The organism is Sorangium sp. So ce385 (assembly GCF_051474135.1).
GTDB classification, from domain to species: Bacteria; Myxococcota_A; Polyangia; order Polyangiales; family Polyangiaceae; genus Sorangium; species Sorangium cellulosum_D.
Map to the genome: position 1 here is coordinate 8,152,300 of NZ_CP150337.1, position 23,141 is coordinate 8,175,440.

Annotated in this window: 17 protein-coding genes; 11 read left to right on the plus strand and 6 right to left on the minus strand. The window is 73.4% G+C overall.

Annotated features, from left to right (window positions below):
• Nucleotides 1-18: 18 nt before the first annotated feature.
• The gene (locus WME83_RS29690) at nt 19-1,749 is read right to left on the minus strand and encodes a hypothetical protein (RefSeq protein ID WP_437313073.1); all 1,731 of its coding nucleotides are present in this window, start codon (nt 1,747-1,749) and stop codon (nt 19-21) included.
• A gap of 340 nt (nt 1,750-2,089) precedes the next feature.
• Between WME83_RS29690 and WME83_RS29695 the strand changes: the two genes are divergently transcribed.
• Complete coding sequence (locus WME83_RS29695; RefSeq protein WP_437313074.1) at nt 2,090-3,280, plus strand: serine hydrolase domain-containing protein; 1,191 nt, start codon at nt 2,090-2,092, stop codon at nt 3,278-3,280.
• A gap of 144 nt (nt 3,281-3,424) precedes the next feature.
• On the opposite strand, the gene WME83_RS29700 is transcribed toward WME83_RS29695, so the two are convergent.
• Entirely contained in the window at nt 3,425-3,844 is a 420-nt protein-coding gene (locus WME83_RS29700; protein ID WP_437313075.1) for a hypothetical protein, read from the minus strand.
• 210 nt (nt 3,845-4,054) lie between these two features.
• Between WME83_RS29700 and WME83_RS29705 the strand changes: the two genes are divergently transcribed.
• Together WME83_RS29705 and WME83_RS29710 are read left to right on the plus strand one after the other, a co-directional pair.
• Entirely contained in the window at nt 4,055-4,609 is a 555-nt protein-coding gene (locus tag WME83_RS29705; RefSeq protein WP_437313076.1) for a hypothetical protein, read from the plus strand.
• Nucleotides 4,606-5,595: a hypothetical protein gene (locus WME83_RS29710; RefSeq protein ID WP_437313077.1), complete on the plus strand. Its 990-nt coding sequence runs from the start codon at nt 4,606-4,608 to the stop codon at nt 5,593-5,595. The genes WME83_RS29705 and WME83_RS29710 overlap by 4 nt, the downstream gene beginning before the upstream one ends.
• A 9-nt stretch (nt 5,596-5,604) precedes the next feature.
• Here the strand turns inward: WME83_RS29710 and WME83_RS29715 are convergent, their stop codons facing one another.
• Nucleotides 5,605-7,800 carry a 5'-nucleotidase C-terminal domain-containing protein gene (locus WME83_RS29715; protein WP_437313078.1) on the minus strand — a complete coding sequence of 732 codons (2,196 nt, stop codon included), beginning with the start codon at nt 7,798-7,800 and terminating at the stop codon, nt 5,605-5,607.
• A 310-nt stretch (nt 7,801-8,110) separates the two neighbouring features.
• Between WME83_RS29715 and WME83_RS29720 the strand changes: the two genes are divergently transcribed.
• The gene (locus WME83_RS29720) at nt 8,111-8,929 is read left to right on the plus strand and encodes an aminoglycoside N(3)-acetyltransferase (RefSeq protein ID WP_437313079.1); all 819 of its coding nucleotides are present in this window, start codon (nt 8,111-8,113) and stop codon (nt 8,927-8,929) included.
• Nucleotides 8,930-9,018: 89 nt separating this feature from the next.
• Nucleotides 9,019-9,858, plus strand: coding sequence for an inositol oxygenase family protein (locus WME83_RS29725; protein WP_437313080.1), 840 nt, complete (start codon nt 9,019-9,021; stop codon nt 9,856-9,858).
• Between the two features lie 45 nt (nt 9,859-9,903).
• Here WME83_RS29725 and WME83_RS29730 read toward each other — a convergent pair whose 3' ends face one another.
• Nucleotides 9,904-10,380 (minus strand): antibiotic biosynthesis monooxygenase family protein, encoded by a 477-nt coding sequence (locus tag WME83_RS29730; protein WP_437313081.1) that lies wholly within the window; start codon nt 10,378-10,380, stop codon nt 9,904-9,906.
• A 217-nt stretch (nt 10,381-10,597) separates the two neighbouring features.
• On the minus strand, nt 10,598-11,296 hold the full coding sequence (locus WME83_RS29735) for a TetR/AcrR family transcriptional regulator (RefSeq protein ID WP_437313082.1): 699 nt from the start codon (nt 11,294-11,296) through the stop codon (nt 10,598-10,600).
• 342 nt (nt 11,297-11,638) lie between these two features.
• Here WME83_RS29735 and WME83_RS29740 point away from each other — a divergent pair, with 342 nt between their 5' ends.
• The 5 genes from WME83_RS29740 (at nt 11,639) to WME83_RS29760 (ending at nt 19,611) form a co-directional block, all read left to right on the plus strand.
• Nucleotides 11,639-12,487, plus strand: coding sequence for an urea amidolyase associated protein UAAP1 (locus WME83_RS29740; protein ID WP_437313083.1), 849 nt, complete (start codon nt 11,639-11,641; stop codon nt 12,485-12,487).
• Nucleotides 12,484-13,155: an urea amidolyase associated protein UAAP2 gene (locus WME83_RS29745; protein WP_437313084.1), complete on the plus strand. Its 672-nt coding sequence runs from the start codon at nt 12,484-12,486 to the stop codon at nt 13,153-13,155. The genes WME83_RS29740 and WME83_RS29745 overlap by 4 nt, the downstream gene beginning before the upstream one ends.
• Nucleotides 13,152-16,886: an urea carboxylase gene (gene uca / locus WME83_RS29750; RefSeq protein WP_437313085.1), complete on the plus strand. Its 3,735-nt coding sequence runs from the start codon at nt 13,152-13,154 to the stop codon at nt 16,884-16,886. Before WME83_RS29745 ends, uca begins: the two co-directional genes overlap by 4 nt.
• Complete coding sequence (locus tag WME83_RS29755) at nt 16,879-18,549, plus strand: amino acid permease (protein WP_437313086.1); 1,671 nt, start codon at nt 16,879-16,881, stop codon at nt 18,547-18,549. Before uca ends, WME83_RS29755 begins: the two co-directional genes overlap by 8 nt.
• 411 nt (nt 18,550-18,960) lie before the next feature.
• Nucleotides 18,961-19,611, plus strand: coding sequence for a response regulator transcription factor (locus tag WME83_RS29760; RefSeq protein WP_020737829.1), 651 nt, complete (start codon nt 18,961-18,963; stop codon nt 19,609-19,611).
• Between the two features lie 27 nt (nt 19,612-19,638).
• On the opposite strand, the gene WME83_RS29765 is transcribed toward WME83_RS29760, so the two are convergent.
• Complete coding sequence (locus tag WME83_RS29765) at nt 19,639-20,580, minus strand: hypothetical protein (protein WP_437313087.1); 942 nt, start codon at nt 20,578-20,580, stop codon at nt 19,639-19,641.
• A gap of 265 nt (nt 20,581-20,845) precedes the next feature.
• On the opposite strand from WME83_RS29765, the gene WME83_RS29770 reads away from it, so the two are divergent.
• On the plus strand, nt 20,846-22,861 hold the full coding sequence (locus WME83_RS29770) for a hypothetical protein (RefSeq protein WP_437313088.1): 2,016 nt from the start codon (nt 20,846-20,848) through the stop codon (nt 22,859-22,861).
• The last annotated feature ends 280 nt before the right edge of the window (nt 22,862-23,141 follow it).

Here is a 23,141-nt window from a genome sequence, read left to right on the forward strand (position 1 = left end):
CCCCTGGGACGCCCGACCTCAGCGCGGCGCGTAGCGAAGGACGAATGCGCTGATGCTCGGCGACTCGACGGGACCCGAGCCGACGTCGAGCGACCCGTACATGACGCCCGCGACCCATACCGTGCCGTCGGGGGCGCGCGCGATATCCTCGGCGGAGCTCTCGGTCGCTGCGTAGCGCCGGGTCACCGTCGCCCCGGAGGGCCCGCGCGTGTACGCGACGAAAGGCGCGCTCTCGAGGGTCACCCTGTCATCCGAGCGACCCGCTGCATAGACGCCTCCCGTCAGGTCGGGCGCGACGCCGTACGTCCACCCGCTCCGATCCGGCGTGGTCACCCACTCGGCGGTCCCGTCCTCCGAGAGCTTCGCGACGAACGCCGTCCCGTGCGGCGCTCCCACGTCCGCGCTCACCGTGGTCCCGAGCACGTCGCTCTCGCCGTTCACCATGCCCGAGAGGAAGATGCCGCCGCCGACGGCGATGTCCATGCCCCTGTCGCGTTCCGGCCCGCCGAAGCGCCGCGCGAGCTGGGTCGCTCCGTCGCTCGAGAAGCGAGCGACGAAGCCCATCCCCGTCGAGCGGGCGGGCAGCGCCAATGGGATGCCGTCGATCGTCAAGGTCCCGTCGGCGTACCCCGTGACCCACACGTCGCCGCTCTCGTGCACGGCGACGCCAGCGACGGTGTTGCCGGAGGAGCCATCGCCGCTGCCGCCGTCGCGATGGAACACCTTGGCCCAGACGAAGTCACCGTTCGGCGTGAGCTTGAGGAGGAACGGGGATTCGCCGTCCACCTCGACGAGGCCACCGCCGAAGTCGATGTCGCCGTCGACATAGCCCCCCACGTACACGTGGCCCGTCATGTCGGTGGTGATCGCGAGGGCGCGATCCGTGGCGCCCGAGTCGAAGCTCTTCGCCCAGAGCACGGCGCCCTCGGCGTCGAGCTTCGCCACGAGCGCGTCGGGATCGGCCAGCGGGGCCGTCAGCGTCGTGCCTCCGATCGTGATCTTGCCGTTGAACTCGCCCGCGAAGAGCACGTCGCCGGACGCGTCCGTCGTCACGGCGTTGGCCGCGGACAGGTCCTCCGTGATGATGGGCGCCGACCAGAGGAGATGGCCGTTGGGATCGAGGCGCGCGAGGAATGCGCCCTGATCGGTGATCAGCTGGTCGCCCAGCGCGAGCTCTCCGTACGAATCGCCGCCGACGTACGCGCCGCCGTCGTGAGCCGCGGCGATGGCGACACTCCACACCACGCTGCCGAAATCGTCCGTTGGGTGAAGATAGATGGCGTCCGGAGCGGCGAGGTCGGCGCCCGCGCCCGTGGATCCGCCGCCGGTGGCGCTGGTGCCCCCAGCACCGCCGTCGCCGCCAGCGCTTCCAGCGCCGCCACCGCTCCCAGCGCCGCCGGTGTCCCCAGCGCCGCCGGTGCCCCCAACCCCGCCTTCGCCGCCACCGCTGCCAGCGCCGCCGGTGGCCCCAACGCCGCCAGCGCCGCCGTCGCCGCCAGCACCGCCGTCGCCGCCAGCGCCGCCAGCACCGCCGTCGCCCCCGTCGCCGCCGATGCCCCCAGCGCCGCCGTCGCCGCCGCTGCCCCCAGTGCCGCCTGTATCGCGGGTGCCGCCGTCGCCGCCGCTGCCGCCGTCGCCGCCGGTGCTGCTGTTGCCATTGCCGCCACCACCTTCCGCGGCAGACCGCTTGCCGTCGTCCCCACACGCCGCGCACAGGATTCCTAGAACTGCCCAGAGCAGGATTCTCATGCAGATAGCGTAAACGAGCCCGGCCCCCGCCCGCGGGCGAATCGAGCACCCGAACCCGCAGCTCGGAGCCCTGCTGATCGGCTCGGTGCCGGCCGCGGCCGAGCCAGAGACGCGCACCGCCGCGCCGAACCTGGCGCCGCTCCAGGCCGCGGCACGGCGACGCCCCGGTGCCCCCGCGGCGGTGTGTGAATTCACAGCCCACGTGAAAACCCGTTGACATCGAAGGCGCTCTTTCGTCTTTTGCCGCCGCTCGACGCGCGAAGCGTTCGTGCCTGTCCGGGTCACGCCGTCCCGGTGTCCCGATGTCCAACGTCCGTGGGGAGATCTGGAGTTCTGTTCGATGCGTCGTATTCATTACCCCCTTGTCTGGATTGCTTGTTCGGTCTTCCCGTCGCTCGCTGGTTGTGCATCCAACCCCGCCCACGTCACGGAGGTCCCCGCCGACGGTGACGGGGATCACGGCGGTGGCGCCGGAGGCTCACCGGGCTCGGGGAGCGGCGCCGGCGCGGTGGGCTGCGATGCGCTCGCCGTCGAGCTCCAGGCCGCTCTCGACGCGGCGATCGACGCGCAGGGGCTCCCCGGCGCCGCCGCGGCCGTGGATGTCGGAGGCTGCTCCTTCCGCGGCGCGGCGGGCCTGGCGGACATCGAGGCGAAGACGCCCGTGCACCCGGGGGATCTCTTTCGCGCCGGGAGCATCACCAAGACGTTCATCTCGACGCTGGTCCTGATGCTCCGCGCCGAAGGCGAGCTATCGCTCGAGGATCACGTATCGAGGTACGTGGAGGGTGTCCCCGGCGGCGATCGGATCACGATACGCCAGATCCTGAACCATACGAGCGGTCTGTTCAATTACACGGAAACGCACGGCTTCCTGAGCGCCGTCGACGCCGACCCGACCCGCGTGTGGACCCCCGAGGAGCTCATCGCCTTCTCCGCCAGGGAGCCGCCGTGCTTCGAGCCGGGGCGGCGTTTCGAGTACTCCAACACGAACTACATCGTCGCTGGCCTCATCGTCGAGGCGGCGTCCGGGGCGCCCGTCGTCGAGCTGCTGCGCGCCCGCATCCTCGAGCCCGCGGGCCTCGCCGACACCTACCTCGACGGCGCGGAGCCCGCCGTGCCGGGGCTCGTGCACGGCTACGGCTCGTACGACGGCGAGCTCGTCGATACGACTTCCGCCGTGGATCCGTCGTCCGCATGGACGTCCGGTGGCCTGGTGTCGAACGCGGATGACCTCACCACGTTCTTTGTCCGGCTCCTCGACGGCGGGCTGCTCGGCCCAGCCGAGCTCGCGGACATGACCGCCGGGGTCGGCGCAGAGGAGGCCGACCTGCTGGACTACGGCCTCGGGCTGGCCCAGCGCTCATCGCCGGTCGGTATCACCTACGGACATGGCGGCAGCATGTGGGGCTTCGTGGCTGCGGCGTACTACGCGGTCGAGCGCGGTGTCGCCATCACCGTGCTGGTCAACCACGAGGACGGCGACGCCGAGCGGATCGTCGACGATCTATGGCGAACGCTGGAGATGCCCTGATTCCATCGATCGCGCCCTGCGACGATGCCATGGATCACCAGAGGTTCCGCACGAGCCTTTCCCGCCAGGCTCCCCTCGCTGTCCACGCCGGTGGCGGTCGCTGGTCGAACAGGACGCCTTGTCGCACGGTCAGCGGCTTCGGGGTCAGCCTGATGGTGACAGCGCCGCTGTCACCCAATGTTCCGACCGAACCGGCGTACCGCTTGCATCGCCAGCTCCGTGGCACCCCCGCTCGGGCGCGCCATGTAGAAGGAGTCGACGATGAAGCACGTAGAACTGATCGCCATCCTCGCGGCAGCCGCGGCGGTGCTCGGCAGCGCGCAGCTCGCCGCGGCGGATACCACCACGCCTGTCGAGGACCTCGCGCTGGTCGAGGAGGTGCCCGTCCCGGCGCCCGCCGAGGCGATGAACGGACGCCAATGGCACCACGGCCACCATCACCATGGCCACCATCATCACGGCCACCATCATCACGGCCACCATCATCACGGCCACCATCACCATGGCCACCATCATTACGGCCATCATCATCACGGCCACCACCATCACGGCCACCATCATCACGGCCACCATCACTGGCGTTCGCTGTCCGGAGCGGCTCCGTACGGTGCAGCGCAGGCGCCCGTCGTGATCCTCGCGGACGATCGCTGACCGTTCTCCCACGGGCCGGCGGCTCGGGACGCGGGCCCTGGGCTCCTCGTCTTCCTCCGGCGCCACGCCCGAGCTCACCGGAGGGCGTGTGCGGCGACCGGAATCGGGCGTGAGGGACAAGCCATGGGAGCAGAGACGATCGGCCGGGGGCGCGCTCTCGTCCTCCTGGCCGCAGCCGCGGGGCACCTCGGCCTCGTGATCCTCGTTGGAGCGTTTCAGGTCGACCTCCGGGACCGAGGCCCTCTGGCGGACGCCGTCGCCGCCTACGGGATGCTCTCCGGCGCCGACAGCGGGTATGCCTTCTTCGCGCCCGGCGTCGGCTCGCCCCCCACGGCCACGTTCGAGGTCATGGACGCGACGGGGACGGTGACCATCGACCGCCTCCTGTCTGGGGCAAACGCAGAAGCGAGGCTACGAGCCGGGAACATCGTCGATAGATTCTGGCTGGAGGAGGATCAGGCGTTGAAGCGCATCATGGCCGCGTCCTGGGCGGGCAAGATGTTCGCCAGGCACCCTGCGGCCGCCAGCGTCGTCGTGCGCGTGGAGGAGTGCGAGGTCGCTCCGCTGCGAGAGTATCGCCAGCAGGACGAGCTCACGTGTGATCATCACTATCAAGCGAAGCTCGTCCCCCAGGCGAAGCTCCGCGCCGCCCAGGCGGCGGACCAGGAGGCGCCGTGAACGGCCACGCAGGTCCTCGGCTCGCCGCCCGCGCGGCGCTCGCGCGCGCGTGGCTTTCGCTCGATCGCTTCGCCCTGGCCCCGGCGTCCGCGATGCCCCTCGCGGCGCTGCGGATCGGGCTCGCGTCGGTGCTCCTCGTCCAGGCCGCGATGGTCGGCCCCGCGCTCCTCGAGCTGTACGGGCGGTCTGGCATCCTCCAGGGGCCGCTCAACGACCTCCTCGCCAGGACCGACCTCGTCCGCATCGGCTCGCTCATCGACCGCCTCGCCCCGCTGGGCGTCGGCGAGGCGTCCATCGTCACGGGCACCGGCGCGCTCTACACGCTCGCCCTCGTCGCGCTCCTCCTCGGGTGGCGGGCGAGGGCGGCGGCGGCGCTGGCCTGGCTCACCCATCGGATGCTGATGATGACGGCGGACAGCACGAACTACGGGGCGGACAACTACGCCAACATCTTTCTCTTCTACCTCGTCTGGATGCCCTCGAGCGCGGCGCTCTCGCTGGACCGCCGGCTCGCCCGCGTGCCCATAGGCCCGCCGGCGACCACGCGGCTCTCGCTGCGCGTCGTCCAGCTGCACCTCTGTATCTCCTATCTCGCGAGCGGGCTCTGGAAGGCCTCCGGCGAGCAATGGTGGAACGGCGAGGCGATCTGGCGGTCGGTCATGCTGCCCGCGTATCGCCAGGTCGATTTCTCCTGGCTCGCAGACCATCCCTGGATCGCGGTGATCGCCGGCTGGCTCGTCGTCCTTGTCGAGGCCGGCTACGCGTTCATGATCTGGCCGCGGCGCAGCCGCCGGATCTGGGTGGCGGCCACGCTGGCGCTCCACCTCGGCATCGCCGTCTTCATGGGGCTCGTCGTGTTCGGCGCCCTCATGGCGGTGCTCACGTTCGCGGCGTTCGGGGTGAGGGCGGACCGCGCAGCCCCGGAGAGGTGCCCCCGCGCGCATCCCGCGCTGGAGAGCCCGTGGGCTCCTCCGAACGCGGGATGAACGCGGTCGTCACCGGCCGAGATCGATGGCGTACACCGACAGCATCTTGCCGCTGCCGTCGTCCTGCTCCACGAGCGAGATGTTGTCCAGCCCGGCGGCCTCCGCCTTCGGCAGCGCGTTCTGCGCCGAGGTGAAGGTCACGAGGCCCATGGTCGAGACCTTGGCGAAGCGCCAGCTCCGGTCCGAGCCGTGCTCTTCGCGCGTGAGATCCTCGATCTCCTTGATGTAGGCGATGAGCACGTCGCGGTTCGTGTCGGGCGCGGCGTAGATCGTCTTCGAGCCGTCGAGGCCGGGGAACCCGCCGCCGCCGCTCGCGCGGTAGTTGTTCGTCGCCACGATGAACTCCGCGGCCGGATCCATCGGCTCCCCGTTCCACGTCAGGTTCTTGATGCGGCCGCTGGCCTTCATCCCCGCCGGCGGGAGCGGCTGCGTGACGTCGATCTCGTACGAGATCCGCTCGTCCGTGAACATATCGAAGTTGTACCCGGGCATCGACGTGTTGATGAGCGGCTGCGGGGCCGTCTCGCTCGGGTCGATCTGGTTGAAGCGCGTCGCCGCCCGCTCCAGCCAGTCGAGGATGTCCGCGCCGGTCACCTTCACCGCCTGGATCGTGTTCGCGTAGAGGTAGAGATCGGCCGCGTTGTTGATCGCGATGCCCCCCGCCGGCACATCGGTGTAATCGTTGCCTCCCTGGAAGCCGGACTTGAACGGCGCGCTCACCGAGAGCACCGGGAGCGACGCGAGCTCCGGCAGGTTCTCCTCGATGTAATGGGCGATGTAGTCCGCCTGGGCCTGGTTGACGATCTGGATGGCGCTGACATCCCCCACGTCGGCGAACATCGACGACATCTCGAAATCGGTGGTCCCGATGGGCGTCTGGACATAGGCGATCGTCGCCTGGTGCTCGGCCTCGAGGAGCGCTGCGATGGATGGGTCGGCCTCGACGACGATCTTCGTCGCGTCCGGCTGCGCGTCGCAGCGGGTCGCGAACGCGCAGGGCGCCCCCGTGCGCCAGCGCTCCATCGCGTCGCACGCGGCGGGGAGGCCGCCCTGGCAGGTCGTGGAGATCGGCCGAGCCTCGACGACCGTCTTCGCCGTGTCGACCGTCCAGCGCGCGCCGTCGTGGGTGAGCCCCATCTTGATGACGCCGAGGTGCTGGCCCCAGAAGCCCGGCATGACCGCGGGGACGCCCGCGACCGTGCCTGCGGCCTTGTCGACCTCCGGCAGGTCGAACTGGGGCACGGTGCTGCTCGCGTTCGGGAAGATCTGGTGCGAGTGGCCCATGAGCAGGGCGTCGATGCCGGGCACATGGGCGACGTGCCACGCCTGGTTCTCGAGGGTGGACGCATAGGGCGCGTCGTCGAGGCCGCCGTGGACGATGGCGACGACAATCTCGGCCCCCCGCGCGCGGAGATCGTCGATCAGCGGGGCCGCGACCTCCTGCACGCCCTTGGCGAAGACCTTGCCGTCGAGCCATTTCTTGTCCCAGCTCATGATCGTCGGCGGCGTGATGTCGATGAAGCCGACGTGGAGCGTGCTCTCGATGGTGCCGCCGTCCGGCGCCGTCGCCGTGATGGTCTTCGCGATGAGGACGGACGGCGGGAAGATCGTCTCGTTCGTCTCGAGGCTGAAGACGTTGGAGTTCACCTGCGGGAAGTCGGGGCCCTCGCAGCCCGCCGAGCCGGCGAGATCGAGCCCCTCGACGTCGAACGGGGTGTGGGTCACCTGCGAGAGGAAGGGGAGGCCGTAGTTGAACTCGTGATTGCCGATCCCGGCGACGTCGAACCGCAGGTGGTTCATGGCCTTGTAGATGGCCAGCGTCTCGCCGCACGCGATCGGATCGACCAGCGCCTGGTAGTCGGCGAGCACGGTGCCCTGGATGGTGTCGCCGTTGTCGATCAGGAGGTTGTTCGGGTGCTCGGCCCGTGCCTGGTGGATGAGCGTCGCGGTGCGTTCGAAGCCGATGGATGGCTCCGCGACCAGCTTGAAGTAATCGAAGCTGAGGACGTTGCTGTGGAGATCGGTGGTCTCCAGCAATGCGAGCTCGGCCGTGGCCCCGCTCGGGGTCTCGGGCGCTCCCCCGGCGCCGCCCGAACCGCCGGCGCTGGTCGCGGGCGCTCCCCCCGCGCCGCCCGAACCGGCGGCGCTGGAGGAGGGCGAGCTCGGGCCGCCCTCGTCGTCGCCGCACGCGAAGGGCGCGCTCATGGCCAGGATCATCGAGGAAATCGCCGCATGCCGTCCGAATCGACCTTTCATCGTGAGCTCCTCGTCGAGCGCTGCTGCGGCGAATGCCCCTTCGCGCGGTTACAGTTGCATTAGATCTATGTGGCGACGTTGTCGCACCGCTGCGCGCTCGGATCAAGGGCTCGATGCGCCCCACGATCTCGGCCAGCTCGCCTGGACCCGCGCGGCGCGCCCGTGATAGCACCTCTGGGATGACCCCGTCGCCGCATCCCCGCTCGGCCCTTGCGGCATGGGACGGAATCGCGGGCGTGGGTGCGGCCGAGATCGTTGCATGAGCGAACATCAGGTCTTGAAGACACACCCGGACACCCTCGTCACCGTTCCATCGCTGGTCGCGGAGCTCACGGCCCTCGGCGTCCAGCCCGGCATGACCTTGCTTGTCCACGCGTCGCTGAGCAAGCTCGGCTGGGTCTGCGGCGGCCCTGTCGCGGTGATCCTGGCGCTGGAAGAGGTCCTGACGCCGGAGGGCACGCTGGTGATGCCGACGCAGTCGGCCGGCCTGTCCGATCCGGCGCTCTGGCAGGATCCGCCCGTGCCCGAGGCGTGGTGGGAGACGATCCGGGAGACCATGCCGGCCTACGATCCGGATCTGACGCCGACGCGGCAGATGGGCGCCATCCCCGAGACGTTCCGCAAGCAGCGCGGCGTCCGGCGGAGCGCTCACCCGCTCGCGTCGTTCGCCGCCTGGGGCCGGCACGCCGAGGCGGTCACGGCGAACCACAGCCTCTCGTACGACCTCGGCGAGGGCTCGCCGCTGGCCCGCATCTACGATCTCGACGGCTGGGTGCTGCTCCTCGGCGTCGGCCACGGCAACAACACCTCGATCCACCTGGCCGAGTACCGCACCGACTTCCCGGGCAAGCGGGCCGAGGTGCGCCACGCGCCCATCCTCGTCAACGGCGCGCGAAGGCGGGTCAGCTTCGACGACGTCGCGACCGACAGCGGCGATTTCGAGCGCCTCGGCGCCGATTTCGAGCGGGATACCGGCCTCGTGCGCCGCGGCCGCGCGGGCGCCGCCACCGCCCTGCTGATGCCGCAGCGGCCGCTCGTGGACTACGCGGTCGGGTGGCTGCCGCGGAATCGCAAGTAGACGAGCTCATGCATGTGCCGGCGCGGTGCCGCGGCCCCGGGGACGGAGGCCGCTGGCGCTGGACAGGGTGGTACGCTATGGCCGGAGCGATGGGCGAGCAAGGGGAGCAGACGGCGGGCATGGAGGGGAGCGCCGCGCGCGGACCAGCGGACGAGAAGGGAGCCTCGGCGTTCCGCGATTACCGCGCCGAGGTGCGGCCGAGCGTGAAGGAGCTCTACCGGCTGAACCACGAGGGGCAGACCCTCGCCTTCGTGCAGGAGAAAGAGCGGCAGTACCTCGGCCTGGACCGGCGACGGATGGGCATGTGGGAGGCGCTCGAGCTGCTCGATCAGCTGGTCGACGACAGCGATCCGGACACGGAGCTGTCGCAGATCGCGCATGCGCTCCAGTCCGCGGAGGCGGCGCGGCGGGACGGGCAGCCGCGGTGGTTCGTGCTGACGGCGCTGATCCACGACGCCGGGAAGATCCTGTGCACGTGGGGCGAGCCTCAGTGGGCGGTGGTGGGCGACACCTTCCCGGTGGGCTGCGCGTACTCCGACCGGATCGTCTTCCCCGAGCTGTTCGCGCGGAACCCGGACATGGCGAACCCGGCGTACCAGACGCCGTGCGGGATCTACGAGGAGGGCGCGGGGCTCTCCCGGGTGCACATGTCGTGGGGACACGACGAGTATCTGTATCATGTGGTGAAGGACCACCTGCCGCTCGAGGCGCTTTATATGATCCGCTATCACTCGTTCTACGCGGCGCACCGCGAGGGCGCGTACGGGCACCTGATGAACGAGCAGGACCGGCGGATGATGGAGTGGGTGCGGCGGTTCAACCCGTACGATCTCTACTCGAAGGCCGACGCCCCGCCGGACGTGGAGCGGCTGAAGCCGTTCTACAAGGACCTGATCGCGGAGTTTCTGCCGGCCGAGCTCCGCTGGTGAGGTGCGGCGGAGGGCGCGGCCTCGGATGCGCGGCTCCGAGCCCGATCACCTCGGGCAGTCGAGGTCGATCACCGCGAGGTCGTAGTTCATCACGGTCTGCTCGGGATCGATGAGGAACTCGGCGTCGCGCGGGAGGTGGCGCGTCTTGCGGATGTCATCGCCGGCATAGGCGCGGATGTCGTCGCGCGACCTCCAGTAGCTGATCACCATGAAGTGCGTCTCCGGGCCCACGGCCTCGCGCATCAGCTGATAGCCGAGGTTCCCGGGGATGGCGCGGAACTTGGGGAGAGCGCTGGAGATATAGGCCGTATACGCCTCGGCCTTGTCGCTCGGCGTGCGACCGTGCCACACGCGGGCGACGCGCGCCGCGCACGACGCCGGCGCGGCGGCGGGCGCCGCGGGGGCCGCGGGCGGCGCCGCGGGGGCCGCGGCGGGCTGCACCGGCGCGGCCGCGGCGGGCTGCGCCGGCGCGGCCGCGGCCCGGGTGGAGGGATCCGGGGAGGCTGGCGGCGTCTGCTCCATGCTGGATGTGCAGCCAAGCAGCGCACATGCCGCGAGCATCGAGGCCAGCGCGAGAGGGGCGCGGCGCGTGGGGCGGTTCGAGGCGCACTGCCGTCGAGCGGGGAGGATCATGGGCCGAGGTTGCACGAGACCCTGGCGGCTGGACAACCCCATGGACACGCAGAGCCCGGCGCGGCGGCCGTGTTCGAGCAGGAGGGTGGGGCGGCGGGCGATCCCGCTACCCCTCCCCGTCCGCCGCGGCCGCCATCCGCCGCAGCGCCGCGAGCCGCGACGGCCGCGCCAGGAGCCCTCCGACCGTCTGGTCCGCGACCAGCTCCGCGATCTGCTCCGGTCGATAGGCGAGCGCCGCAGGGTCGCCGGCGGCGAGCGGATGGATCCGCCCTGCCCCCCCGGGGCGGTACCAGTTCTGCACGCTCTCGTCCTGCGCCAGCACCGTCAGCGCGCACAGGTAGGCGTCCACCTCGCGGAACGTCCCCTCCCCCACCCCGCGCCCGATCATCGCCGCCACGGCCTCGGTCAGCGCGCGCCGCTCGGCCCAGTAGGTCGCGAACGCCTCCGGATCCCGCTCGCTGAAGCGGTGGATCTCCGTGATCTCCAGCGGGAAGCCGCACACCGTCTCCACGTCGAACCGCACGAAGCGCCAGAGCTGCACGTCGGCGGCGCCGCCGCTCGCCTCGAGCTTGCGCGCGTACGAGAGCGGCAGGCGGTTCACCTGCTGCAGTATCTCCGCGACGATCAGCTCCTTGCGCCGGAACCAGTAGTACAGCGACGACTGCCGGAGCCCCGCCGCCTGCGCGATCTCGAGCATCGACACGTCGACGACCCCGCGCTCGGCGAACAGCCGGCCCGCCACCTCCAGGATCTGCTCGCGCGGCGCGAGCTCGCTGCGCTGCGGCGCCTTGCGGGGCCGGCCCATGCGGCGCGGGGTCGCCTCCGCCTTCTGACTGCCTTCGGCGCTCTGGCTGCCTTCGGCGCTTTGAGCAGGGGGAATCTCCGTCTTCATCATCTCCCGGGGTGGCCGTCGCGCTGATCTATCCGCGCTCGCGTCCCTGCGCCAGCCGCTCTCCCGCCGCGCACCCGGGTTGGGCCGCGCACCCGGGTTGGAACCTCGCACCCAGGTCGGAGCCGCAGCGTCCCCGCGCCGCCTCCGGGAAAAATCGCCCGCGCCCTGCATTTTACCCCCGCGAAACAGGCCGGAAACCCCGCCCCCGGATAGTCGACCCGTAGTTTCGATTCTCTATCGAAAGTGAGGCGGGCGATGTCTGAAACGGCCACAACGTACGCCGCGCGCGCGCACGCGCGCGCCCAGGAAGGCAGCGTCGTCGAGACGCAACCCACCGTGCCGAGCACGTCGATCGGCGACCCGCCCCCGGGCGTGGAAGCGCGCGACGTCCTCTGGGACGAGACCCTCGGCGCCGGCGGCTACGCGGCGCGCACCCTCCCCGTCGGCAGCCGGCTCCGGATCGTCGACGTCGAGGGCGACACCTGCGTCGCCCTCATGCTCCACCGCGCGGACCGCCCCATCGAGCGGCTCTGCCTCGCCGACACCGTGAAGCTCCAGTGGCAGGCCTATCCCGGCCCCGGCTACCTGCTCCTCTCCGACATGGGGCGCGTCCTCGCCTCCCTCCTCGAGGACACCGGCGGCCGCCACGACACCTTCTGCGGCACCTCGCTCCCGGGCGAGATCGCCTCCCGCCACGGCAACGACGCCCACGGCGGCACCCTCCGCTCCGGCCGCGAGCGGCTCCTCCTCGCCCTCGCCAAGCACGGCCTCACCGAGCGCGACCTCCCCACGCCCATCAACCTCTTCAAGGGCGTCCGCGTCGAGGCCGACGGCGCCATCACCCTCCTCCCCGACGCGTCCCGGCCCGGCGCCCACGTGCTCCTCCGCGCCGAGCAAGACGTCCTCGTCAGCGTCGCCGCCGTCCCGCACCGGCTCGACCCGCGCCCGGCGTACCGCGCCGGCAAGGTCCGCCTCACCGCCTGGCGCGGCCGCCCCGCCCCGGACGACGACCCCGTGCGCAACGCCACGCCCGAGGCGCGCCGCGCCTTCGAGAACACCGCCGAGGAGCTCGCGGTCGCCCTCCGGGCAGGAGGCGCGCGATGATCCCCGCCGCCCCCGGAAAGCCGGTCGCCGCCCTGCGCGACCCCGCCCTCGCCGGCCTGCCCGGCGCCCTCGTCTCCGACGAGATCGTCCCCGCCCGCGCGCCGTGGGCGAAGATCGTCCGCGCCGGCGAGATCCTCCGCGTCATCGACCTCGAGGGCAACCAGGCCGTCGACTTCCTCGCCTACGTCCTCGCCGACACCGCCGAGCGCTACAGCGCCGCCGACACCATCGTCGCCCAGCGCAACATCTTCCTCACCACCGGCGCGAAGCTCCGCTCGAACCGCGGCCGCGTGATGATGACCATCACCGACGACAGCTGCGGCCGGCACGACACCTCCGGCGGCGCCTGCTCGTGCGAGTCGAACACCGTCCGCTACGGCCACCACACGAAGCACCAGCACGCCTGCGTCGAGAACTTCCTCATGGCCGCCGCGCCGTACGGCCTCGGCAAGCGCGACCTCGTCGGCAACATCAACTGGTTCATGAACGTGCCCGTCGAGGCCGACGGCACCCTCGGCATCGTCGACGGCCTGTCCGCGCCCGGCAAGCACGTCGACCTCCGCGCCGAGCTCGATCTGCTGCTCCTCGTCTCGAACTGCCCGCAGATCAACAACCCCTGCAACGCCTTCAACCCGACCCCGATCCGCATGGCGGTGGTGCGGCCATGAGCGCCCCCCCGCCCTTCCGCCGCGTCCTCGTCGCCAACCGCGGCGAGATCGCGTGCCGCATCCTCCGCACCCTCCGGCGCCTCGGGATCGCCTCGGTCGCCGTCTTCTCCGACGCCGACCGCGCCGCGCTCCACGTGCGCCTCGCCGACCACGCCGTCCGCCTCGGCGGCCAGACGCCCGCCGAGAGCTACCTGCGCATCGACGCCGTCGTCGACGCCGCCCGCCGCGCGGGCGCCGACGCGATCCACCCGGGTTACGGATTCCTCAGCGAATCCGAGGACTTCGTCCGCGCGGTGGAGGCCGCGGGCCTCGTCTTCATCGGGCCGACGCCGGCCCAGATGGAGGCGTTCGGGAGCAAGCACCGGGCGCGGCAGATCGCGATCGAGGCGGGCGTGCCGCTCTTGCCGGGCACCGGCGTGCTCCGGGACGCGGACCACGCCGCCGCCGAGGCCGCGGCCATCGGCTACCCCGTGCTGCTCAAGGCGAGCGCGGGCGGCGGCGGCATCGGGATGGCCCGGTGCGACGCGCCGGCGGAGCTCCCCGCGGCGTTCGAGCGGGTCCAGCGCCTCGCCCGCGCGAACTTCGGCTCGGGCGACGTGTTCCTCGAGCGCTTCCTCACGGCGCCCCGGCACGTGGAGGTCCAGATCGCCGGCGACGGCCGCGGCAACGTCCTCGTCCTCGGCGACCGCGACTGCTCGGTGCAGCGCCGCAACCAGAAGGTCCTCGAGGAGGCGCCCGCGCCCGACCTGCCGCCCCGGCTGCGCTCGGCGCTCGCGGAGTCGGCCCGCGCGCTCGCCGCGAAGGTCGCCTACCGGAACGTGGGCACCGTCGAGTTCCTCGTCGATCCCGCGCGCGCGGAGCACTACTTCCTCGAGGTCAACACGCGCCTCCAGGTCGAGCACGGCGTGACCGAGCTCTGCACCGGCATCGACCTCGTCGCGTGGATGCTGCGCATCGCCGCCGGCGACACGGCGTTCTTCGCGGGCGGCGATCCGCCGCTCTCCGGCCACGCGATCGAGGCGCGGCTCTACGCCGAGGACCCGGCGCGGGGGTTCTTGCCGAGCGCGGGGCTGCTCACCGAGGTGCGCTACCCCGAGGGCGCGGGCGTGCGGGTCGACGGGTGGGTCGAGACGGGCACCGAGGTCTCGGCGCTCTACGATCCGCTCCTGGCCAAGCTCCTCGTGCGCGGCGCGGACCGGGCCGCGGCGGTCGCGGCGCTGCGCGCCGCCGTCGGGGAGACCCGGCTCGGCGGGATCGAGACGAACCGCGAGTGGGTCGCGGCGGCGCTCGATCACCCCGACTTCCGCGGGGTCCGGCACCACACCGGCACGTTCGCGTCGCTGCCGTTCCGCCCGGAGGCGGTCGAGGTGACGGCGGCGCCGGGCGCGGTGACCGTGCAGGACTGGCCCGGGCGGCTCGGCCTGTGGTCGGTCGGCGTGCCGCCGAGCGGGCCGATGGACGACCTGTCGTTCCGCCTCGGCAACCGCGTCGTGGGCAACCCGGCCGGGGCCGCGGGGCTCGAGTGCGAGGTGCACGGGCCGACGCTGGTGTTCCACCGGCGCGCGGTCGTGTGCGTCGCGGGCGCCGCCATGCGCGTGCTTGTCGACGGGGCCGAGGTGGCGCCGTGGACGCCGGTCGAGGTCGCGCCGGGCGCCACCGTGGCGTGCGGGCCGGTGCGGGGGCCGGGCGCGCGCGCCTACCTGCTCGTCCGCGGCGGCATCGACGTGCCGGCGCACCTCGGCAGCCGCGCCACGTTCACCCTCGGCGGCTTCGGCGGCCACGCGGGCAGGCCGCTCCGCCCCGGCGACGTGCTGCGCCTCGGCGAGGAGGTCGACCCGGCCCTCGCCCCCGGCGCGCTGCCGGCCGAGGCCCGGCCGGAGATCGGCAGGTCCTGGGAGCTCGCCGTGCTCGACGGGCCGCACGGGGCGCCGGACTTCCTCACGGACGAGGGGATCGAGCAGTTCTACGCGGCCGAGTGGGAGGTGCACTACCACTCGGCCCGCACCGGCGTCCGCCTCGTCGGGCCCGCGCCCGCGTGGGCGCGGACCGACGGCGGCGAGGCGGGGCTGCACCCGTCGAACCTGCACGACAACGCGTACGCGATCGGCGCGGTCGACCTCACCGGCGACATGCCCGTCATCCTCGGCCCCGACGGCCCGAGCCTGGGCGGGTTCGTGTGTCCGCTCACCGTCGCTGCGGCCGAGCGGTGGAAGCTCGGCCAGCTGAGCGCCGGGGACAAGGTGCGGTTCCGGTCGATCCTGCCCGCGGAGGCCGACGCGCTGGCGCGGCGGAGCGACGCGCTCGTGACGCGGCGCGGGCTCGCGGCGAACGGCGCGGCGGCGCATGCGGCCGACGGCGCGGCGAACGGCGCGGCGGCGCACGCGGCCAATGGCGCCGCGGCGCACGCGGCCAATGGCGCCGCCGCCGCGGGATCGAGCGGCCCGCGGCACCGGCGCGGCGAGCCGGTGCTGGGCCGCGTGGCGGCGCGCGACGGCCGGCCCGCGGTGGTCTTCCGCCAGAGCGGCGACCGGTACGTGCTCGTCGAGTTCGGGCCGCCGGTGCTCGACATCGACCTGCGCGTGCGCGCGCACCTGCTCATGACGCGGCTCGAGGAGATGCGCGTGCCCGGCGTGGTCGACCTGACGCCCGGGATCCGCTCGCTCCAGGTGCACGTCGACGGCGCGCGGCTCACCGTGGCCAAGGCCCTCGACCTGCTCCGCGAGGCCGAGGCCGACCTGCCCGCCCCGGAGGAGGTCCGGATCCCGAGCCGCGTCGTCCACATGCCGCTCAGCTGGGACGACCCGGCGACGCGCGAGGCGATCGAGCGCTACATGCGCACGGTCCGCGACGACGCGCCGTGGTGCCCGAGCAACCTGGAGTTCATCCGCCGGGTCAACGGGCTGCCGGACATCGCGGCGGTCCAGGAGCTCTTCCTCGCGGCGAGCTACCTCGTGCTCGGCCTCGGCGACGTGTACCTCGGCGCGCCGGTCGCGACGCCGATCGACCCGCGGCACCGGATGGTCACGACCAAGTACAACCCGGCGCGCACGTGGACGCCCGAGAACGCGGTCGGCATCGGCGGCGCGTACCTGTGCATCTACGGCATGGAGGGGCCGGGCGGGTACCAGTTCCTCGGCCGCACGGTGCCGGTCTGGAGCCGCCACCGGCCGTTCCGGCAGACCACGCGCGAGCGGCCGTGGCTCCTGCGGTTCTTCGACCAGCTCCGCTTCCACCTCGTGTCGCCGGAGGAGCTGCTCGAGCTGCGCGCCGACATGGTGGCCGGGCGCGGCGAGGTGCGCATCGAGGAGACGACGTTCGACCTGGGCGAGCACCACCGCTTCCTCGACGACAACGCCGAGAGCATCCGCGCGGCCCGGGCGCGGCAGCGTGCGGCGTTCGACGCCGAGCGCGGCCGCTGGGAGGCGGACGGCGAGTTCGACCGCGTGCGCCGCGCGGGCGCCCGGCTCGAGGGCGCCTCGTCCGCCGCCGAGGACGCGCTGCCGGCCGGGATGCTGCCGGTGACGGCGCCGCTCACCGCGTGCGTGTGGAAGGTGGACGTGGCGCCGGGGCAGCGCGTCGAGGCGGGCCAGCGCGTGGCCGTGCTCGAGGCGATGAAGATGGAGTTCGCCGTGGTGGCCGACGTGGCCGGCGCGGTCGACTGGATCGGCTGCCGCCCGGGCCAGATGGTCAGCGCGGGCCAGCCGCTCGTGGGGGTGTCGGCCCATGCGTGATCCGATCTCGACAGGGGCGCCGGATCGCCGCGGCGCGGCCGGCGCGGGCACCGCGGCGCAAGGCGCGCTCGGCGAGGGCAACCCGGCGCAAGGCGCGCTCGGCGAGGGCAACCCGGCGCAAGGCGCGCTCGGCGCGGGCAACCCGGCGCAAGGCAGCAGCGACGCCGACGACCTCGCGCGCCTGGGCTACCGCCAGGAGCTGCGGCGCGACCTGGGGAGCCTGTCGGCCTTCGCGGCGGGCTTCTCGTACGTCTCGATCCTCACGACCGTCTTCCAGCTCTTCGTGATCGGCTACGCCTTCGGCGGGACGCGGTTCTTCTGGACGTGGCCGGTGGTCTTCCTCGGCCAGCTCGCGGTCGCGCTCAACCTCGCCGAGGTCGGCTCGCACTACCCGGTGGCCGGCTCGGTCTACCAGTGGGGGCGCCGCGTGTCGCCCGGCGCTCCGGGGTGGCTCGCGGGCTGGCTGAAGCTCGTCGGCGACGTCGTGAGCGTCGCGGCGGCGGCCATCGCGCTGCAGGCGATCTTGCCGAGCGTCTGGGGCGGGTTCCAGCTCCTCGGCGGCGACCCGTCGCTCACGTCGCGCGACGGCGCGGCGAACGCCGTGCTGCTCGGCGCGGGGCTCGTCGCGCTGACGACGGCGATCAACATGGCCGGGGTGCGGGCGATGGCCTGGGTCAACGACGTCGGCGTGATGGCGGAGCTCGGCGGCGTCGTGCTGCTGATCGGGGCGCTGTTCCTGCACGCGGTGCGGGGTCCGGCCGTGGTGCTCGAGCCGATCTACGGGCCGTCGCCGCCGCTGGGCACGGGGGCGGCGGGCCTGCTCGCGGCGGCGCTCATGCCGGCGTACGTGCTCTACGGCTTCGACTCGGCCGGGTCGCTGGCCGAGGAGACGCAGAGCCCGCGGCGGATCATCCCGCGGGCGATCCTGAAGGCCATCGTGGCCTCCGGGGTGGGCGGCGCGCTGCTCCTGCTCGCGGCGCTGATGACGGCGCCGAGCCTGACCGACGGCCGCCTCGCGACCGAGGGCCTGGCCTACGTGGTCGTGAGCGCCCTCGGCCCGACGCTGGGCAAGGTGTTCCTCGTCGACGTGGCGCTGGCGGTGTGCGTCTGCACGCTGGCCATCCAGACCGGCGCCTCGCGCCTCGCGTTCTCGATGGCGCGGGACGGGGCGCTGCCGTGCGCGCCGGCGCTCGCGCGCGTGTCGCCGCGCACGAAGACGCCCGTCGCTCCGGCGATCGCGGTCGGCGCGCTCGCGTGCGGCATGCTCGTCGTGAACTACGGCGAGGCGCAGCTGTTCGTGCTCATCACGGAGACGGCCGTGCTGCTCGTGAACCTCTCGTACCTGCTCGTGACGGCGGGGATGCTCCTCCGCCGGCTGCGCGGGTGGCCGGGCAGGTCCGGGGCGCCGGCCGGGGTGTTCTCCCTCGGGCGCGCCGGGCTCGCGCTGAACGTCGCGGCCGTCGCGTGGGGGGTCGCGCTCATCGCGAACATCGCGTGGCCGCGGCGGGACGGCGAGTCGACGTGGATGGAGTACTTCCCGGTGATCGGGGTCGCCGGCACGATCGCGGTGGGGCTCGCGGTGTTCGCGGCGACGCAGAGGCCGAGCGGAGAGCGGGTCGCCGTCAGCCCGCCGCGGGAGAGCTCGGCGTCGCTGATCTCCTGAGGCGGGCTGTTCCGGCGGCGAGCTCGCGCGGTCCTGGACGGGGGCCGGCCGAGGGGCCGAGGCTCAAGCAAGTTCGTTAGCCTTACTAAATGAGCCTGCGTCTCGTACGACGCACGGAGGGCGGGAGCGGAGGGTACGGGCGACGGGCGTCGGCAGGGTCTCCGGCTGGCTCGCCCGGGCTTGTACGTCGCCCCCGCCCTCGCTCGGCGCGCGCCGTGGGCCGGCGGCCCTGGAGCGCCGTGCGTCTCGGGAAAATTCGGACCGTCCCCTCAGGGTTGCGGCGAGGCCGTGCTAGGGTCGGACGCCGTGGTCACCGACACCGACGCGGCCCCCTCCGGCCCCCCACGAGCCGCCCCGAAGGCTCGAGCGACGGGAGGACCGGCCACCCCCGATCTTGATGGAGACAGCGGCATGACGAAGCTCGGCGTCTTCGTGGTCGACGATCACCCGATCGTGCGCGACGGGCTGAAGGCGTTGATCAACGCACAACCTGACATGACGGTCGTCGGCGAGGCGGCGGACGGGCTCAGCGCCGTCGAGGCCGTCACGGAGCTCGGGCCGGACATCGTCCTGATGGACGTCACCATGCCCAAGCTCGGCGGCGCGCAGGCGACCGAGCGCATCAAGCAGGCGCGCCCCGAGGTCCAGGTGGTGGCCCTGACGGGCTACGAGGACAAGGCCAACGTCCAGCCGCTCCTGAAGGCGGGGGCGTCGGGGTACGTGCTCAAGGGCGCGCGGGGCGCGGAGCTGGTCCGGGCCATCCACGCCGTCGCCGCCGGGGGCGTGTACCTCGACCCGTCCATGACGGCCCACGTCGTGTCGAGCGTCGTGGGCCGCACCTTCGGCGACCACGGCTCGGCCTCGGAGCTGAGCGAGCGCGAGGCCGAGGTGATCCGGCTCATCGCCGAGGGGCACGCCATCAAGGAGATCGCGGCCCGCCTCGACTTGAGCGCGCGCACGGTCGAGACCTACAAGGTCCGGGCGATGGAAAAGCTCGGCCTCACGAGCCGCGCGGACACGGTGCGCTACGCCCTCCAGCAGGGCTGGCTCAAGAGCGAGTAGCGCCCGCGGGCCGCCCCCGGCGGGGGCTCACGACGGGCGCATGGGCTCCGCGAGCCAGCGAACCAGCGCCTCGCCCTCGAGATCGAGCAAGGCATCCTCGACCTCGCCCGGACCGATCGCGCGGGCGCGCTCGACGATCGAGCGCTCTTCCTCGGCCGTGGGTCGTCGCCCGATCCGCCGCGCGAAGAGACGACCGAGCAGCGCAACGATCGCCTTCTCCTCGCCTCGTTGCTCTCCTCGTTGCTCGGCTCGTCGCTCGGCCTCGATGATCATCTCCCCGATGATCGGCGTGCGCCGGAGCAGCCCCTCTTCCTTGTCCTCCACCATGGCGATGAGCTCCTTCAGCAGATTATGCCCCCAGGGATCGATGGTCGCCATCACCAGGAGCGCCGTGTACAGCTCGGCCCGCTCCTCGGCGCCCTTCGCCCCCGCGTGGATCTCCGCGACCACCTCCCGCAGCGCCGCCGCGGTCGCGTTACGTGCAAGCGGCGCAAATACCAGCCAGAGCACGCTGCCGCGCGCTCGCAGCTCGGAGACCGTGCGCTGGTAGACGGCGTCGATGCGGAAGCGCGCGCCGCTGAACGGCCGCCCGGGCCAGGCGATGCGGCGCTTCCCGGCGTCCGGCAAGCGCCGCCTGCGCCCCGAGAGGACCACGGCGACGCTCTCGATCGGCGGCACCGGCTCGCCGGGGGCGTCGAGGCGGAGCGCGGCGAAGAGAAAGCCGAGGTATTCGAAGATGCGATCCGGAACGTCGTCGCGGAGCGAGAAGCAGAACTCGACGTGCAGCACCCGCGGCTCACCGCCGATCCGAAGGCGCAAAGCCTTGTCGAGGCGGCGCTCGATGTTCGTGACCTGGCTGTCGACCCAACCGAGGACCTCGACGGGACGGCTCTCGGCGACGAACGGGCGCACCAGGTCCTCGGGGCGCCGTCGGGCGAGGTGGCGCAACGTGATGTCGGCATCTCCCATGCGCGGCGCCCATGGCAGATCGCGTACCAGGCATTCAGGCGGCTGAATGCGAGGGATTCCAGGGGGAGGTGTGCCGTCGGGCGGGTGGCGGCGCCATGGCGGGTGACCGCTTCGCGCCTCACAGGCAGCGCGTCGAGGAGCCAGGCAGCTGGCGGCGGCGTCCCCTTCATCCCTGCGCGCTGCGCCTCAAGGTTGTCACGTCGGCGCCCCGCCTGGCGAGCCGGCCGGAAGGCCTGATAGACGTGGAGCAGGAGGCTCTCCCTGCATGGTCGCTCCGCGGCTCTCGCCCCTCACGCTCGCGCTGCTCGCGGTCTCGTGCGGTCCCGCCGCCGGACCGGCCCCCGCGGCGCTCGCGCCGGCGGTGGTCGCCATCCCCCCCGCTCCGCCGGCCGAGGCGCCGGCGCGCGCCGCGGGCGAGCCATCCGTCGATCCCTCGTCCCCGCTCTCGCTGCCGGCCGCCGCGAGCCCGCCGCCAACGTGGGTCGAGCCGCCCCTCGCGGAGCAGGACCGCGCGCGGGCCCACCAGAACCTCTTCCGCGAGCACCGGGAGGTCGCCGTCGGCGAGCACGTCTCGATCGCCGCCGCGAACGGAGACATCGCGAGCGCCGCGGGCGGTCCCGGCGTCTTCGCCATCCATGAGAAGCTCGGCGTCGTCGGCCCCCTGAAGCTGCCCGCGCGCTCAACCTGGGTCGGCCTCGCCGCCGGCGCCGCCGGACCGACGAACGACGCCCTCTACGCGGCCACGCCGGAGGGCGCGCTCCACCGCGCCGCCGGGGTCCACGACGCGCTGCGGCCCGACGGCTTCGCGCCGCGGGGCAGCGTCGCCGGGGCGACCGCGTGGGACGCCGCCGGCGGCCTCGTCGCCGCCGCGGCGGGCGAGCGCGTCAGCGTCTCCGCCGACGAGGGCCAGACCTTCACCGAGGCCGTCGTCGCGCCCGGCAAGCGGGTGCGCGCGGTGCTCGTGCGCCCGGACGGGGTGCTCGCGGCCGTGGTCGAGGCGCCGTCGCGCTGGCAGCGCCCGGGGGCGCCGGAGACGTTCCTCTCGGCGGATCGCGGGCAGACCTGGAAGAGATCGGCGTTCCAGCCGCGCGCGATCGAGCGCGCCGGCTCCTGGATCTGGAACGGCGACGCGACCTGCCCCGCCGTGCTGAGCCGCGACGGCCAGCAGTGGACCCGGGCCGCCTTGCCCGAGGCGCTGTACGACCGGCCCCGCCTCGACGGCGCGCTGTACCTCTCCACCGCGATCCGCGCAGGCGCGGCGGGCTCGTTCCGCTCGGCCGTCGCCCCGCCGGCGCCCGAGCCGCCTGCGCGCGGCGCCGCTGCGATCGGGCGGGACCCGCCGTGCAAGCGCGACGTCGCGTCGGGCGTGGGCGGTGTCGTGGGCGGCGTCTGGGGCGCGTACGGTCCCGCTTGCGAAGGCGCGCTCTGCCTGCTCCACGCCGATCCGCCGGAGCCGCCGCCGACGCGCACCTGGATCGCGGCGTTCGGCGACGGCCTCTGCGATCCGGCGCGCGTGCCGCCGGGCGGCGCCTGCGCCGCGCACCTCGCGCGGCCGCCCACGTTCGCGGTCGTCGACCAGCTCGCGGGCGCCGTGACGCCCGTCGCGGCGCCGGAGGGGTGCCCGCAGCCGGTCGCGCTGCACGGCGCGGCCGGCGTCGGCGTGCTGGTGTGCCGCGGGGCGAGCGGGGGCGCGGCGATCTTCGTGCGGGGCGCGACGGGCCCGTGGCACGCCGAGGGGAGCCAGGCGATCCCGGCCGAGGCGCTCGGCCCGATGGCGGCGGCGCCGGACGGCACGCTGCTCCTGCGCGGGCCGACGCCGGCGGCGAGCGCGCAGGGACGCGAGCCGCTGCAGGCGCTCGTGCGCAGCCCGCTGCCGCTCGGCGCGGCGCAGGCATGGCGGCGCATCGCGGCGCCGGACGGGGTCGCGGCGCTGCCGGCGCCCGGCGGGGCGGCGCTGCTCGCGATCTCGCCGGCGGCCTCGGGGGGCGGGCGCCTGGAGCTGGCGCTGGATCGGCCGGGTCGGCCGGTGCTCTCGCTGGTGCGCGACGTGAAGGTCTACCAGAACCTGACGCGGATGGAGGTGCGGGGCGACGGGCGCGTGCGGTTCCGCGTGCTGCCGAAGCCCGCGCCGGAGGTCCCGGGGAGGCCGAGGCTCCCGCCGCCCGGGCCGCGGGACGCGCGCTGGCATGCGCTGACCCGCCGCGGCGAGCTCGTGGTGGAGGCGACCGAGACGCCGACAGGGGCGGCCGAGGAGCGGCGGGTCGGCCCGGCGGGGCGCTGAGCCGGCGGGCGGCCGGTCGACGGGCCGGCGGGTGGCGGGCCGGTGCGCCGGCGCGGCGGGCGGATCCGGTGCGCCCGAGAGAGCCCCGTGTGCGGCGGGCGGAGGACCGCGCTCGGGGAGGTCGCTCCGGGGCCCGGGGGAAAAGCGCCGGCCGTCGCGGCAAGGAGACCCCGGCACGGGCGGCGGGTCGCCGGGGGGCGGTGGCGGGATCCCCCGGGGCGGCGGGGAACGCCCCCGGCTCGGAAGGCGAGCGCCCCGCGGGGGATGAGCTGGTCGAGGC